Source organism: Rhodococcus sp. WB9 (genome assembly GCF_007558985.1).
Classification (GTDB): domain Bacteria; phylum Actinomycetota; class Actinomycetes; order Mycobacteriales; family Mycobacteriaceae; genus Rhodococcus_F; species Rhodococcus_F opacus.
Map to the genome: position 1 here is coordinate 2,210,683 of NZ_CP041769.1, position 14,286 is coordinate 2,224,968.

Genomic DNA, 14,286 nt, shown 5'->3' on the forward strand with positions numbered 1-14,286 from the left:
GGGCATCGCGGCCGAGATCTCAGAGAAGCACCACAGAACTCACACAATCGACGATTAGCGTCTGCATCACCAGTTGTTCCAACGGATTACGTCCGAGAACAGCCCCCGACTCCAGGAAGGTGCCGCACCATGAACGTCGTACAGCTGACCACCGGTGATGTTGTCGCCGCCATGTTCTCCCTCGACTTCGTCGACGGCGGATTCCGCCGGGAGGCCGTCGAGCGGATTCACCGGGGAGCGATCGACGAGTGGGTGTCTGCGCTCACCGGGTCGGGTCTGTTCTCGAACCGCGCGGTCGCGGACGTGGTCCGGGCATGGCGCGATGATCCGCGAGTCCTGCTCGATTCCCTTCTGGCGGAGGCCGATCCGGTGACACTCGAGCGCTACCGCTCCGCGTGGTACGAGTTGGACGCCCTGGTCTCGTATGGTGTCGCCGCGTAGGCGCACTCTCAGGGAATGCTGAAGACGTCGGCGAACGTGGCGAGCAGCGCCGGATCGCCGGTGACGGACACGCTGCCGACGGCGATGGCGTCCTCCGGGGTGATCTCGCGTGCCATCAGTGCCTTCACCGCCGGCCCGGTCTCGATCACGAGGTCGGGCCGGTCGGCTGCGCCCTCCACGACCTCGAGTGCGCCGCGGTCGATGCGGGCGGACAGCACGATCGGCCCGAGCCGCAGTTCGTAGGTGAGGGTGACGTCCCGTGCGGCGTCGGGGTGGAACGTCGATCGCAGCGCCATCACCATCGAGTCGACGGTCACGGCATCGTCCGGGTCGGGTTCGCCGAGGGTGCGGGCGCCCCACCGGCCCAGCGACTTCACGGCGTCCTCCAGGGCGTTGCCGTAGTCGGTCAGTTCGTAGACCACCGCGTTCGACGGCCGGGGCAGCGCGCGGCGCGCGATCACGTCGGCGTCCTCGAGTTCCTTCAGGCGCGCCGACAGGATGTTGGACGGGATGCCTGGCAAACCCTGCTTGAGATCCGTATAACGCCGCGGTCCGACCAGCAGATCTCGGACGATGAGCAGTGCCCAGCGTTGTCCCACGATATCCAGGGCGTGCGCGAGTCCGCAGTACTGCCCGTAAGCATGCCGTGCCATGGTTTCAACTATAGACCGAAGTTGTCTATTGACACCAAAAGGTTTCTTTTTGCAACATTGGTACGTGATCTGCTCCACAAGGTCGCACGGCTCGTCACCCGAAAACACTCGGCTCCACCGACGGTAAGAGAATTCGATGTCGACCATGATCTTCGTGAACCACCCGTGAAGAACCTCGGCAAGTCGACGGCCTTCTACGAGGCGCTCGGCTACCGGAAGAACCCGCAGTTCTCGGACGAGAACGCGTCGTCGATCGTCGTCAGCGAGCAGATCCACGTCATGCTCCTGACGGAGAAGTTCTTCTCCACCTTCACCAAGAAGGCCGTCGCGGACGCCACCACGACCACCGAATCCATCATCTGCATCTCCGCGGACAGCCGGGAGGCCGTCGACGCGCTGGCCGACAAGGCGCTCGCGTCGGGCGGATCCTTCTCCAACGATCCGATGGACGAGGGATTCATGTACGGCCGCAGCTTCCAGGACCCGGACGGTCACCTCCGGGAGGTCATGTGGATGGATGTCGATGCAGCGCAGGGGCAGGAGTCGTGAGCACCGCGACCACACCCGTGATGGCGGAGTCGGGAACCGCACGCACGGTGGGCTGGGTTCTCAGCGGACTCGTCGGCGCCTTCCTCCTCTTCGACGCGGTCGGCAAGCTCCTGAAGATCGGACGGGTGGAGGACTCGGCCGCCGAACTGGGACTGCGGATGCACATCATCGTGCGGATCGGAGTGGTGCTGCTCCTCTGCACAGTGCTCTACCTGGTGCCGCGAACGGCCCCGCTGGGGGCGGTGCTGCTGACCGGCTACCTCGGTGGGGCGGTACTCACCAACTGGCGCGTCGAGAAGCCGTTGTTCAGCACGGTTCTGTTCGCGGTGTACGTCGGAATCGCAGTCTGGGCGGGGCTGTACCTGCGCGACCGCAAGGTCCGCGAACTGCTCCCGCTGCGCCGCGAGGACTGACCCGGGCGGGTCGGCGCGCGTTAACCGCGTGCCGATTCGCTCGAACCCTCGTAGCGTGGAGTGGTGACGTCATCGGAACACAGACCTTCCACCGTCGGCGAGCTCCGCGAGTCGGGCCACATTCAACGCACCGTCAAGGAAGAGATCCGCGAGAATCTGCTCGCGGCCCTACGCGACGGCCGTGATCCGTGGCCCGGCATCGTCGGTTTCGAGGAGACGGTGGAACCACAGCTCGAACGGGCTCTCATCGCCGGTCACGACGTGGTGTTGCTCGGCGAACGTGGTCAAGGCAAGACCCGCCTCCTCCGCACCCTCAATCTGCTCCTCGACGAATGGACCCCGGTGATCGCCGGTTCCGAACTCGGGGAGCATCCCTATGAGCCCATCACCCCGGCGTCCATCCGCCGGGCACAGGAACTGGGCGACAGCCTCCCCGTCGCATGGCGGCACCGCAGCGAGCGGTATTCCGAGAAACTCGCGACCCCCGACACGTCGGTGGCGGACCTCGTCGGCGACGTGGATCCGGTCAAGGTCGCGGAGGGCCGGAGTCTCGGCGACCCGGAAACCATTCACTTCGGGCTCGTTCCCCGTGCGCACCGGGGCATCGTCGCCATCAACGAACTGCCCGACCTCGCCGAGCGAATCCAGGTGTCGCTGCTCAATGTCATGGAGGAACGCGACATCCAGGTCCGCGGGTACACGCTCCGGCTCCCGCTGGACGTCCTGATGGTGGCCAGCGCGAACCCGGAGGACTACACGAACCGCGGTCGCATCATCACCCCGCTGAAGGACCGGTTCGGCGCCGAGATCCGGACGCATTACCCGACCCGGCTCGACGACGAAGTCGCGGTCATCCTCCAGGAAGCGCATCTCACCGCGGAGGTGCCCGAGTACCTCCTCGAGATCCTGGCCCGGTTCACCCGTCTGCTCCGCGAGTCGACGTCGGTCGATCAGCGGTCGGGTGTGTCCGCCCGCTTCGCGGTGGCAGGCGCCGAAACCGTCAGTGCCGCTGCGGTGCATCGCGGCGCTGTGCTCGGTGAAGCCGATCCGGTCGCGCGGCCGGTCGACCTGGAGACCGTCGTCGACGTCCTGCGGGGCAAGGTGGAATTCGAATCCGGTGAGGAAGGGCGCGAGATCGAGGTCCTCGAGCACCTGCTCCGGCGCGCGACGGCCGACACCGTCCGCACCCGGCTCGGCGGCATCGACCTGGCGGAACTCGTGGACGCGGTCGAACAGGGCGACCCGGTGGTGACCGGTGAACGGATCACGGCGAAGGCACTGCTGAACGAGCTGCCCGAACTCGAGGTCCTCGACGAGCTGGCCGAGCGTCTGGGCGCGGAGTCCGACGGCGAGCGGGCCGCGGCCGCGGAGTTCGCCCTCGAAGGGCTGTACCTGGCGCGGCGCATCTCGAAGAACCCGGACATCAACGGGCAGACGGTGTATTCGTAATGTCCCGCAAGGCGGAGCGCGGACCGCACAACGCGCGGTACGGGCCGTACGAGGGCGGTGATCCGCTGGCGCCGCCGGTGGACCTGCGTGAAGCCCTGGCCGCGATCGGCGACGACGTGTTCGCCGGCACGTCGCCGCGGCAGGCGCTGCGCGAGATGCTCCGGCGCGGCAACCGGGACATGCGCGGCCTGGACGAACTTGCGGCCGAGGCCAATCGGCGTCGCCGTGAACTGCTGAAGCGGAACAACCTGAACGGCACACTCGAAGAGGTCCGGGAACTCCTCGACCGCGCGGTTCTCGAGGAACGCAAGGCACTGGCCCGCGCCCTCGACGACGACGCCCGCTTCTCGGAGATGCGCCTCGAGGAACTGTCGTCGTCCACCGCGCAGGCCGTGCAGGAACTCGCCGACTACGACTGGCGCAGTTCGGAAGCCCGCGAGGACTACGAGAAGATCCGGGACCTCCTCGGCCGCGAAATGCTGGACCAGCGGTTCGCCGGCATGAAACAGGCCCTCGAGGGTGCCACCAAAGAAGACCGCGAACGCATCCGCGAGATGCTCGCCGACCTCAACGACCTGCTCGACAAGCATTCGCGCGGCGAGGACACGCAGGAACAGTTCGACGAGTTCATGGACAAGCACGGGGAGTACTTCCCCGAGAACCCGCAGAACGTCGAGGAACTGCTCGATTCGCTGGCGCAGCGGGCGGCGGCGGCGCAGCGCCTGCGGAACTCGCTGTCGCAGGAGCAGCGCGACGAACTGGATGCGCTGGCGCAGCAGGCGTTCGGCGATCCGTCGCTGATCGGACAGCTGGACCGCCTCGACCAGCATCTACAGGCCGCGCGCCCGGGCGAGGACTGGCAGGGCGCGCAGCGGTTCCGCGGCGACGACGGCATGGGCCTGGGCGAGGGCACCGGGGCGTTGCAGGACATCGCGGAACTCGAGTCGCTTGCCGAGCAGCTGTCGCAGCAGTACGCGGGCGCACAACTCGACGACATCGACGCGGAGACTCTGGCCCGGCAACTGGGCGACGAGGCGGCAGCCGATGCGCAGACCCTCGCCGAACTGGAGAAGGCACTGCGCGATCAGGGCTTCTTCGACCGCGGGGCGGACGGCCAGTGGCGCCTGTCGCCCAAGGCGATGCGCCAACTCGGTCAGACGGCTCTGCGGGACGTGGCGCAGCAGCTGTCGTCGCGTGGCGGGCAACGGGAGACGCGCCGCGCCGGGTCGATGGGGGAGCCGACGGGCGCGTCCCGCGAGTGGGCGTTCGGCGACACCGAGCCGTGGGACGTCACACGCACGATCACCAACGCCGTGCTGCGGGCGGCATCCGATCCGGTCGAGCGCGGTCGCGTCCCGGTCCGATTGTCGGTGGCGGACGTGGAGGTGATGGAGACCGAGCAGCGGTCGCAGGCGGCGGTCGCGTTGCTGGTCGACACGTCGTTCTCGATGGTGATGGAGGGCCGGTGGGTGCCGATGAAGCGCACCGCCCTCGCCCTGAACCACTTGGTGAGCACCCGGTTCCGCAGCGACGAACTGCAGCTCATCTCGTTCGGCAGGCACGCGCAGGTGCTGACGCCGGCGGAGCTGGCCGGCCTGGACGGCGCGTGGGACCAGGGCACCAATCTGCACCACGCGCTGCTGCTGGCGGCCCGGCATCTGCGCCGGCACCCCAACGCCCAGCCGGTGGTCCTGATCGTCACCGACGGTGAGCCGACGGCCCACCTCGAGCCGGACGGCTTCGCGTACTTCGACTACCCGCCGAGCGCCCGGACCCTCGGTCTGACGGTCCGGGAACTCGACACCCTTGCCCGCCTCGGCGCTCACGTCACGTTCTTCCGGCTCGGTGAGGATCCCGGTCTCGCGCGGGTGGTGGACCGGATGGCCGAGCGGGTCGGCGGACGCGTCGTGGCGCCCGGTCTGGACGGTCTCGGCGCCGCCGTCGTCAGCGACTACATGCGTCGCCGCCGCTAGATGCGGCTCCGCCACCCGTGAGTACTTCTTAACCGCCCGCGGTTGAGAAGTACTCACGGGCGCGTCAGCGCACGGCGGGCTGGTGCTGGGTGATGCAGTGAATTCCGCCGCCGCGCGCGAAGAGCGGTCGGGCGTCGACCGACACGACCGTGCGGCCGGGGTAGGCGGCCGACAGGATCGCGACCGCTTCCTCGTCCGCGGGATCGTCGAAGCTGCACGCGATGACGCCGCCGTTGACGACGAAATGGTTGATGTAGCTGTAGTCGACGAAGCCTTCCTCGTCGCGCAGGACCGTCGGCGCGGGGACGGTGATGATCTCCCACGACTCACCGCGGGCGTCCGTGGTCTGCTTCAGCACGTCGATGACGGCCTTGCTGACCTCGAAGTCGGGGTGTTCGGGGTTGCGCTGATCGTGTACCAGGACGACGCCCGGTGACGGGATGGCGGCGACGATGTCGACGTGCCCGCGCGTGCCGTACGTGTCCTGGTCCCGGGTCAATCCGCGCGGCAGCCAGATGACCTTCGTGGCACCGATCGTCCGGGCGAGTTCGGCCTCGATGTCGGCTTTCGACAGTTCCGGGTTACGGCCGGGGTCGAGTTGCACGGTCTCGGTCACCAGCACGGTGCCGAGGCCGTCGACCTGGATGCCGCCGCCCTCGTTGACGATCGGCGAGTCGACGAGTTCGGCCCCCGACCGCTCGACCACCAGTGCGCCGATCTTCTCGTCCTTGTCCCACTGGGCCCAGTCCTGGCCACCCCAGCCGTTGAAGATCCAGTCGACGCCGCCGAGACGTCCGTCCTCGGACAGCACGAACGTGGGTCCGATGTCGCGCATCCAGGCGTCGTTCAGCGGCGCCGCGACGATGTCGATGTCCGCGGAGAGGTACTCCTCGGCCGCCGACACCTGTCCGGGATCGACGACGACGGTGACGGGTTCGAACCGGGCCACGGCGTGCGCCACCTCGGCCCACGTGGTGCGGGCCTCGTGATGCTCCTCGGGGGTGTCGCCCAGAGAGTAGCCCTCACTGGGGTAGGCCATCCAGGTGCGTTCGTGCAGTTCGCCTTCCGCGGGCATGCGCCAGGTCATCAGGCCCTCCCGAACGGGGAGGCGTGATCGACCGGCTCGGTGAGGACGCCGTACGTGTCGGGGCGGCGGGTGGCCAGGAACGGGAACAGGGCCAGCCAGTCCTCGCGCTGCTGGAGGTCGAGGTCGGCGACCAGGACCGCGGATTCGTCGCGCGGGGCCTGTGCGAGGATCCGGCCGTAGGGGTCGGAGATGAACGACGAGCCGTAGAACGTGATGAGGCCTTCGCTGCCGTGACGGTTGGGCACCACCATGAACGTGCCGTTCGCGATGCCGTTGCCGACGATCACCTGCTGCCACAGCGGCTGGGTGTCGAACTGCGGGTGGTCGGGCTCCGAGCCGATCGCGGTGGGGTACACCAGGATCTCGGCGCCGCCGAGCGAGTACGCGCGGGCGACCTCGGGGAACCACTCGTCCCAGCACGTCGGCAGTCCGAGCTTCGCCCCGCCGAGCGCCTCGGCGGTGTGGACGGGGTACGGATCGGTTGCGGGACCGCCGCGGAAGTAGGTGTCCTCGTAGTAGCCGGCGGTGACGGGGATGTGCAGCTTGCGGGTGCGGGCGAGCAGTTCACCGGAGGGGGCGACGAGGATGGCTGTGTTGAAACCGAGCCCGTCCTCGTACTGCACGCCGTCCTCGGAGTCGTTCCGCTCGTACAGCGACGCGTGGACGAGGACGCCGTGTTCGGCGGCGGCCTTGGCGGCGAACGTGAACGTGGGGCCGGTGAGGAGGTCCTCGGCGGTCCGTCCCGGGTTGTCGCCACCCGGAGTCGACGCGGGGTAGCGGCTCAGTGTGAGCTCGGGGAGGAACACCACGCGCGCCCCGAGTTTCGCTGCCGCGGCGATGCCCTCGTCGAGTTCGGCCCGCAGATCCTGATCGTTCTCGTGCCAGCGGTGCTGGACGAGGCCGACACGGAGCGGGGTGCGTCCCGTCTCGCGCGTCCTCGACAGGGACTCGGGAGAGGTGAGGGCGGTAATCGTCAACATTGTGTTTCCTCGGATGTTCGGTTCGGCGAGCGCCTAAAACGAATTGGATTCGTTAAGTATGGTGGGTGAATGCTCGGCGATCAAGGGGTGGGGCGTGACTAATTCGATTCCTTCGGTATCCGCCCTGGTCGCCGGTGACACACACCGACCAGGAGGGCACCCATGCCACGGCCATCACAGCGACTGCTGTCGCCGGAGATCATCACCGAAGCTGCCATGCGCATGGTGGACCTCACCGGTGATTTCACGATGCCGGGTCTCGCCGAACGGCTGAAGGTGCGGCCCTCCTCGCTGTACAACCACGTGTCCGGGAGGGCGGAGATCATCGAACTGATGCGTGCCAGGATGATGGCGGGCATCGTGGTGGCGGACCCCGACGGCAAGTGGAGCGAGACGGTGGCCGGCCTGGCGCGCGAGTATCGGCGCAACTACGCCGAGCATCCTCGGCTGATTCCTCTGTTCACCGCGCACACAGTGCAGTCCGGTGTGGCGTTCGGGCTGTACAACGCGCTGGCGCAGGCATTCTCGGACGGCGGCTTCACGCCCGAGGAGATTTTGCACGCCATCACGACGGTCGACAGCTTCGTGCTGGGGTCGGCGCTGGACCTCGCCGCACCCGAAGTGGTCTGGGCGACCGCCCCGGAGGCGAACGAGGCCATGCTCGCCGCCCTCGCCACGTCCGGGCCGAACCCCGGACGGGCGGATGCAGCATTCGAGTTCGGGCTGCGGACGCTTATCGCGGGCTTGGTGGCGCAGGCTCCGATCGAGCCGTGAGATCGCCCTCGTCCCGCAACGCGGACGTGTCACGGTTGAGGGTCTCGCCACGGAAGAAGGCGGGATTGCGGAAGCGCATGACCATCATCAGCACGGCGCCGAGCAGGAGGATGCCGAAGCCGAGGAAGAAGACGAGGCCGATTCCGCCGATGGACGCACCGCTCGCGTTCTCCGGGTCCATGCTCTCGTCGATCGAGATGATGAACACGGCGAACAGCATCAGCCCGCCGAGCAGCGGGAACGCGAACCGGAAGACGGCGTTGCGCACGCTCGTGAACAACCGGCCCCGGAAATACCAGACGCAGGCGAACGCGGTGATGCCGTAGTACCAGCAGATCATGATGCCCAGCGCGGCGATCGTGTCGAGCAGTGTGCGCTCCGACAGGAACGTGACGACGGTGTAGAAGACCGCGGTCACGACACCGGCGACGACGGTCGCGTAGGACGGCACCAGGAATCGCGGCGACACCTCGGCGAGCTTCTTCGGGAACGCGCCGTAGGCGCCCATGGCCAGCATCGTGCGCGCGGCGGGCAGGAACGTGGTCTGCAGGCTCGCGACCGAAGAGACGAACACGGCGAGGAACAGCAGCATGCCGCCCCAGTTGCCGAGAACCGGATCGGCGAGGGCGCCGAAGACGTTCTCGGAGTTGTCCGGGTTGCCGAGGCCGAGACCGTCCTCGCCGACGCCGGCGTACATCATCGCCGCGACGGACACGAGCAGGTAGGTCAGCAGAATCGTCGCGACGCACAGCAGTCCGGCGCGACCGGGGGTCTTCTTCGGGTTCTTCGACTCCTCGCCCAGTGTCAGGCAGGTGTCCCAGCCCCAGAACGCGAAGATCGAACCCGTCAGGCCGATCACGAACGCACCGAGGGCCAGTCCCGTGAACGGGTTGAACCAGCTCAGGTCGAACGAGAGCCCGGCGGGGGCGGATCCGTTGCCGACGTGAACCAGTGCCACCACCGCGAAGGCGATGAGCAGGACCATCTGGAAGCCGACCAGCGCGAACTGCAGCTTCTCACTGGTGGTGATGCCGCGACTGGCGATCCACGTGGCGAGCGCGATGAAGAGCAGTGTGGTGCCCACATTCACGAATTTGTTGCCCGGCAGATCCGCGATGCTCGGGGCGTCGAAGAGTTTCGCGATGAACAGATAGAAGAACTGCACGGCGATCGCCGCGAGGTTCGAGAGCACGATGATCGTGGCGATCACCATGCCCCAGCCACACATCCACCCGACGTACGGTCCGAACGCCTTCGTCGACCAGGTGAACGACGCACCGCAGTCTGGGGATTCGGAGTTGAGTTCGCGGTAGGCGTACGCCGTGAGGAACATGGGAATGAAGCCGGCGATGAAGATGGCGGGCATCTTCAACCCGACGGCCGCGACGATCAGTCCGATGCTGGCCGTCAGCGTGTAACCCGGTGCTACGGAGGAGATTCCGAGGATCGCCCCGGAGAAGGTCCCGACCGCACCGGTGGCCAGCCCCTTGGCGCTCACGGCGCCGTCGGCCGACGGCGGTGCGCCTTCGCTGTTCGTCATGTCTGAACCTCCGGTCGGGAACGAGCGTGGATCCGGGGCGGGTGTCGCGGACGGTTTACTCACTGTTTTCGAACTCCTGCTTGGGGACGACCACCATGGGCACCGGCAGGACGCGGAGCATCTTGGCCGCGGTGGATCCCAGGAACAGTCGATGTGGTTGGGCGAGCCGGCTGGAGCCGACCATCACGAGGTCGCCGTCCTGCCAGTCGAGTGTGCGGACCGCCGATTCCACGGAGGATCCGTCGGCGATCGTGACGGACACGGGAAAGTCTTCGGGAAGAGCGGATTTCGCTGCTTCGAGGGTGCTCTGCGCGTGGGCGACGGCCCGGTCGCGGATGTCGTCGGGGGTGTCCCGGTGATCGCGGAGGTCGTTCTGCGGGTCGAGTGCGACGAGGGAGACGAGGCGGAGCGGGGTCTGCATCCGCTCGCACGTCCGCACCGCCGTCCGCAGCAGCACATCCGCCCCGGTCCGGGTCCCGAGCGCGCAGGTGACCTCGCGGATTTTCTTCGCGGAGGAATGCCGATAGCCGCGGGGCGCGAGGGCCAGCGGAACGTGCGCCGAGTGCAGCAGTTCCGTCGACACGGAGCCGACGGAGTGCCGCCCCAGCAGGCCGTCCCCGGCGGCGCCGACGACGATTGCCTGCGCCCCCAGCCGGGACACCTCGTCGATGAGACCCTGGGCGAACGAATCGTGGAAGCTCAGGTGGACGTCCACGTCGATGTCGCTCGGCACCGACGACTTCGCCTCGTCCAGCCAGCGCTGGGCACGGGAGGCGAGGATGTCGTCGTAGCCGGTCTCTGCCGGAACTCTCGCCGGGACCGTCCGGTCCGGCGGGAGCACCATGCAGATGTCGAGCTGTGCGCCGAGACTGCGGGCGAGCTGCGCCCCGAGGGCAAGACCGTCCTCCCCGCTGGGGGTGGCGAGATATCCAACGACCAAACGCATGGTGACGGTTCCGATCTGTCTCGGGGCGGGTGGTTTACGCGAAGCCGACGTACTTGGTCTCGAGGTACTCCTCGATGCCTTCGGTGCCGCCTTCGCTGCCGAGGCCGGACTGCTTGACTCCACCGAACGGCGCGGCGACGTCGGAGATGACGCCGCGGTTGACGCCGACCATGCCGCTCTCGAGTTTGTCGGCGACGCGGAACGCACGGTCGACGTTCTGTGTGTAGATGTACGCGGCGAGGCCGTATTCGGTGTCGTTGGCGGCGGCGACGCCCTCGGCCTCGGTGTCGAAACCGGTGATCGCGGCGACGGGTCCGAAGATCTCCTCGCGGACGATGCGCGCGTTGGCGGGCACCTCGTCGAGGACGGTGGGCTGGAAGAAGTAGCCGGGACCGTCGACGGACTTGCCGCCGGTGCGGACCCGGGCGCCCGCGGCGACGGCGTCGTCGACGAGGGACGCCACGTTGCGGCGCTGCTTCTCGTTGACGAGGGGGCCGACGTTGGTGCCGTCTTCGCTGCCCGGTCCGACGGTGAGTGCGGCGATCCGGTCGGTGAGCTTGGTGGTGAATTCCTCGCGCACCGAGTTGGCGACGATCAGGCGGTTGGCGGCGGTGCAGGCCTCGCCGCCGTTGCGCATCTTCGCGGCCATCGCGCCCTCGACCGCGGCGTCGATGTCGGCGTCGTCGAACACCACGAACGGGGCGTTGCCGCCGAGTTCCATCGAGGTGCGCAGCACCTGCTGGGCGGACTGCTCGATGAGGATCTTGCCGACCCGGGTGGATCCGGTGAACGTCACCTTCCGCAGCCGCGGATCCGCGAGCAGCGGTTCGGTGACGGCGGCGGCGTTCGACGCGGGCAGCACCGACAGCACACCGGCGGGCAGGCCTGCCTCGGCGAAGATCTCGGCGAGCAGCAGCATGGTGAGCGGGGTGTCCTCGGCGGGCTTGACGATGATCGTGCAGCCGGCGGCGAGCGCGGGGCCGATCTTGCGGGTGCCCATCGCGAGCGGGAAGTTCCACGGTGTGACGGCCAGGGTGGGTCCGACCGGAACCTTGGTGACCATGATCCGTCCGTTGCCGGACGGTGACGTGGTGTAGCGGCCCTGGATGCGGACGGCTTCCTCGCTGAACCAGCGCAGGAACTCGGCGCCGTAGTTCACCTCGCCGCGGCTTTCCGGCAGGGCCTTGCCCATCTCCATCGTCATCAGCAGCGCGAGGTCGTCGGTGCGCTCGATGACCTTCTCCCACGCCGAGCGCAGGATGATCGACCGCTGCCGCGGCGCGGTCGCCGCCCATTCCTCCTGGACCGCCGCGGCGGAGTCCAGTGCGCGCATCGCGTCCTTGCCGCCGGCATCGGCGACGTCGGCGATGAGGGTTCCGGTGGCCGGGTCGTAGACCGGGAACGTGCCGCCGTCGATCGGGTCGGTCTGGGCGCCGTCGATCCACAGACCGGTGGGCAGGGTGGCGCGGAGCCGTTCGAAATCAGTCATCGGAGTCCTCGTGGTGGGAAGGGTGGTGATCGCACGCCTCCGGGGTGGGGGCGACGTCGAGGGCGGGGTTGCGGTCGAAGAATCCGACCGGCTTCAGCCAGAAGGACACGGTGTCCGCAGGCATGATCGGCCAGTCCTCCGGCCGGGGAATGTGGTGGATACCGAACGTGTACCAGAGCACCACGTCGGTGTTCTCGATCGGGCGGTCGGCCGCGGTCCAGGCGGGAAGTCCGTGATCGATCTTGCTCTGGTTCACGAATTCCCCGGCGGGCCAGCGCTCGTCGGGTGAGTTGGGCGTCACCCAGACGGTGTGGCCGATCGCACCGGTGCGCTGGAATATCGGCGACGCCGGGTCGAACATCGACGGGATCGCGCCGCCGGGAACGAGCTTGTAGGCGGGGGCGGTGCCGAGCCCGGTGGTCGCGTTGTCGTTGACCACCTTCCACGCCCGCTGGCTCTGCCAGTCGAAGTCCTGTCGGCCCTCGAGTTCGGTGCGCAGCGGGGTGTTCTTCTGGCGCAGCGCGAGACCCAGAGGGTTGTCCGGGCCCATCGGCACCACTTCGGTCTCGGTGGCGTACACCGTGTTCTCGGTGCCGTCCACGTCGAGATCGAGGCGGGCGACCAGGAAGTGCTGGTGGAACGGCGCGTACGTGCGGTTGTCGACGAGCGTCCCGCTGGGGTGCTCCCCGCCTTCCGGGAAGTGGCTGACCACCATGATCCCGGTGGCGCGGACCTCGCATTCGATGTTGCCGTCCTGGTAGAACCGCCAGTAGACGAGATATTCGTAGTTCGCGACCGTCACGTGTGTCGACACCGTCAGCCGCCGCATGCGGCGCACCTCGGCGCCCGCATCGTGGTCGACGTGCTTCCAGAGGACGGCGTTGTCCTCCTCGTGGATACAGATCGCGTTCTCGATGGTGAACGGCACACCGTGGCTGTCGTGGAGTACGGCGTCGAGATACCGGATCTCGCCCAGGCAGTCGCAGCCCAGGGTGAGTGACGTGGTCATGAACCCGATGCCCCACTCGCCGATGTCGAAGGCGGTGCGGCGGTAATGATCGGTGCTGGTGTCGCGATACGGCACCGCCATTTCCGCGAACGACATCCGGTTCGCGATCGAGCGCACCCGGCCGTTGTCGTTGTAGGTCACCGCGTGCAGGGTCATGCCCTCGCGGTAGTTGAACCCCACCCGCAGCGACCAGTTCTGCCACTCGAGCTTGTTGCCCTCGAGCGTGAACGACGGTCCCTCCGGCTGGACGATGTCCAACGGCTTCAGCGGCGGCCGCGTGCTCGCGTCGCGGATCCGTTCCGGGATGTGCCGGGGCACGTACTCGCCCATGATCTCGGGACGTTCGACGCTGAACGTGTCCTCGATCTCGAGCAGTTCCATCTTGTTGACGTCGATCACGCAGTGGAAACCGTTGACGGGGCCCGCGTACGGGTTGGCGCCCTCGGCCGCCCGGACCCAGGTGTCCGACCAGCCGAGCCGGCGTCCCTTGTACTTCTCCGGGGTCACCGCGTCGCCGTACGTCCACACGTCCATGAACACCAGGCTCATGTCCGTGATCCCGCGCTTCGCGAGCGCCGCGATCACGTCCGGGTGCCCGCGGAGGAAGGCGTCCGCCTCTTCCCATTCGTCCACCGTGAAATTCGCCTGGACGTCGGGGATGTGCTCCCAGGAGACCACGTTGTCTCCCGCGAGCGAGACGAGCGCCTTGTAGGTGTCTCCGCTGTTGCGGTCGAAGCACACGACGACGGCCCGGCGGTCCGGGACGGTGCCCGACGCGTCGAACTCCGACACCTCGGCCTTGCCGGGCTCGGCCAGTTCGATCGACGCGTACCGCCAGCCGTCCCCGACCCCGTGTTCCCGGGCGAGGACGGCCGCGGCCTTCGCGAATTCGTCCGCCCCCAACGGGTCCAGAGGATGGAACGTGCCGGTGGTCGTCCGGGTCATGGTGTCTCCTCTGGTCGTGGGGTGGCAGTTCGTGCTCG

13 protein-coding genes and 1 pseudogene are annotated in these 14,286 nt (G+C 67.8%); 6 read left to right on the plus strand and 8 right to left on the minus strand.

Annotated features, from left to right (window positions below; all coding sequences use genetic code 11):
• Positions 1-19 precede the first annotated feature (19 nt).
• Positions 20-202, minus strand: coding sequence for a hypothetical protein (locus tag FND50_RS37755; protein ID WP_144289022.1), 183 nt, complete (start codon positions 200-202; stop codon positions 20-22).
• On the opposite strand from FND50_RS37755, the gene FND50_RS10260 reads away from it, so the two are divergent.
• Positions 130-441 (plus strand): hypothetical protein, encoded by a 312-nt coding sequence (locus FND50_RS10260; protein ID WP_005571823.1) that lies wholly within the window; start codon positions 130-132, stop codon positions 439-441. The two genes, FND50_RS37755 and FND50_RS10260, sit on opposite strands and share 73 nt — an antisense overlap.
• An 8-nt stretch (positions 442-449) precedes the next feature.
• On the opposite strand, the gene FND50_RS10265 is transcribed toward FND50_RS10260, so the two are convergent.
• The gene (locus FND50_RS10265) at positions 450-1,094 is read right to left on the minus strand and encodes a winged helix-turn-helix transcriptional regulator (RefSeq protein WP_144285680.1); all 645 of its coding nucleotides are present in this window, start codon (positions 1,092-1,094) and stop codon (positions 450-452) included.
• A gap of 136 nt (positions 1,095-1,230) precedes the next feature.
• Here FND50_RS10265 and FND50_RS10270 point away from each other — a divergent pair.
• The 4 genes and pseudogenes from FND50_RS10270 to FND50_RS10285 all read left to right on the plus strand — a co-directional run bounded on the left by FND50_RS10270 (position 1,231) and on the right by FND50_RS10285 (position 5,478).
• Positions 1,231-1,643 (plus strand): annotated as a pseudogene (locus FND50_RS10270) (VOC family protein).
• Positions 1,640-2,056, plus strand: a complete 417-nt coding sequence (locus FND50_RS10275; protein ID WP_144285682.1) for a DoxX family protein — start codon at positions 1,640-1,642, stop codon at positions 2,054-2,056. The pseudogene FND50_RS10270 and the gene FND50_RS10275 overlap by 4 nt, the downstream one beginning before the upstream one ends.
• A gap of 63 nt (positions 2,057-2,119) precedes the next feature.
• Positions 2,120-3,505, plus strand: a complete 1,386-nt coding sequence (locus tag FND50_RS10280) for a sigma 54-interacting transcriptional regulator (protein WP_005238585.1) — start codon at positions 2,120-2,122, stop codon at positions 3,503-3,505.
• Positions 3,505-5,478, plus strand: coding sequence for a VWA domain-containing protein (locus FND50_RS10285; RefSeq protein ID WP_144285683.1), 1,974 nt, complete (start codon positions 3,505-3,507; stop codon positions 5,476-5,478). The genes FND50_RS10280 and FND50_RS10285 overlap by 1 nt, the downstream gene beginning before the upstream one ends.
• Positions 5,479-5,542: 64 nt before the next feature.
• On the opposite strand, the gene FND50_RS10290 is transcribed toward FND50_RS10285, so the two are convergent.
• Both FND50_RS10290 and FND50_RS10295 read right to left on the minus strand, forming a co-directional pair.
• A complete protein-coding gene (locus FND50_RS10290) occupies positions 5,543-6,565 on the minus strand; it encodes an agmatine/peptidylarginine deiminase (protein ID WP_005259949.1) in 1,023 nt (340 codons plus the stop codon).
• Complete coding sequence (locus tag FND50_RS10295; RefSeq protein WP_144285684.1) at positions 6,565-7,545, minus strand: nitrilase-related carbon-nitrogen hydrolase; 981 nt, start codon at positions 7,543-7,545, stop codon at positions 6,565-6,567. Before FND50_RS10295 ends, FND50_RS10290 begins: the two co-directional genes overlap by 1 nt.
• 162 nt (positions 7,546-7,707) lie before the next feature.
• Between FND50_RS10295 and FND50_RS10300 the strand changes: the two genes are divergently transcribed.
• A complete protein-coding gene (locus tag FND50_RS10300; RefSeq protein WP_005238594.1) occupies positions 7,708-8,319 on the plus strand; it encodes a TetR/AcrR family transcriptional regulator in 612 nt (203 codons plus the stop codon).
• Here the strand turns inward: FND50_RS10300 and FND50_RS10305 are convergent.
• From FND50_RS10305 to FND50_RS10320, 4 genes are read right to left on the minus strand one after another with little or no spacing between them, the layout of a single operon-like run.
• The gene (locus FND50_RS10305) at positions 8,279-9,859 is read right to left on the minus strand and encodes an APC family permease (RefSeq protein ID WP_144285685.1); all 1,581 of its coding nucleotides are present in this window, start codon (positions 9,857-9,859) and stop codon (positions 8,279-8,281) included. The two genes, FND50_RS10300 and FND50_RS10305, sit on opposite strands and share 41 nt — an antisense overlap.
• A 55-nt stretch (positions 9,860-9,914) precedes the next feature.
• On the minus strand, positions 9,915-10,805 hold the full coding sequence (locus tag FND50_RS10310) for a universal stress protein (RefSeq protein ID WP_144285686.1): 891 nt from the start codon (positions 10,803-10,805) through the stop codon (positions 9,915-9,917).
• A 34-nt stretch (positions 10,806-10,839) separates the two neighbouring features.
• On the minus strand, positions 10,840-12,294 hold the full coding sequence (locus tag FND50_RS10315) for an NAD-dependent succinate-semialdehyde dehydrogenase (protein ID WP_144285687.1): 1,455 nt from the start codon (positions 12,292-12,294) through the stop codon (positions 10,840-10,842).
• Positions 12,287-14,248 carry a primary-amine oxidase gene (locus tag FND50_RS10320; RefSeq protein ID WP_144285688.1) on the minus strand — a complete coding sequence of 654 codons (1,962 nt, stop codon included), beginning with the start codon at positions 14,246-14,248 and terminating at the stop codon, positions 12,287-12,289. The genes FND50_RS10315 and FND50_RS10320 overlap by 8 nt, the downstream gene beginning before the upstream one ends.
• Positions 14,249-14,286 lie beyond the last annotated feature (38 nt).

Excerpts from the sequence above, each read along its gene's own strand:
- FND50_RS10300 (WP_005238594.1), top strand. The coding sequence starts at position 7,708 with ATGCCACGGCCATCACAGCGACTGCTGTCGCCGGAGATCATCACCGAA.
- FND50_RS10285 (WP_144285683.1), top strand. The coding sequence starts at position 3,505 with ATGTCCCGCAAGGCGGAGCGCGGACCGCACAACGCGCGGTACGGGCCG.
- FND50_RS10305 (WP_144285685.1), bottom strand. The coding sequence starts at position 9,859 with ATGACGAACAGCGAAGGCGCACCGCCGTCGGCCGACGGCGCCGTGAGC.
- FND50_RS10290 (WP_005259949.1), bottom strand. The coding sequence starts at position 6,565 with ATGACCTGGCGCATGCCCGCGGAAGGCGAACTGCACGAACGCACCTGG.
- FND50_RS10295 (WP_144285684.1), bottom strand. The coding sequence starts at position 7,545 with ATGTTGACGATTACCGCCCTCACCTCTCCCGAGTCCCTGTCGAGGACG.
- FND50_RS10265 (WP_144285680.1), bottom strand. The coding sequence starts at position 1,094 with ATGGCACGGCATGCTTACGGGCAGTACTGCGGACTCGCGCACGCCCTG.
- FND50_RS10260 (WP_005571823.1), top strand. The coding sequence starts at position 130 with ATGAACGTCGTACAGCTGACCACCGGTGATGTTGTCGCCGCCATGTTC.
- FND50_RS10320 (WP_144285688.1), bottom strand. The coding sequence starts at position 14,248 with ATGACCCGGACGACCACCGGCACGTTCCATCCTCTGGACCCGTTGGGG.
- FND50_RS10315 (WP_144285687.1), bottom strand. The coding sequence starts at position 12,294 with ATGACTGATTTCGAACGGCTCCGCGCCACCCTGCCCACCGGTCTGTGG.
- FND50_RS10310 (WP_144285686.1), bottom strand. The coding sequence starts at position 10,805 with ATGCGTTTGGTCGTTGGATATCTCGCCACCCCCAGCGGGGAGGACGGT.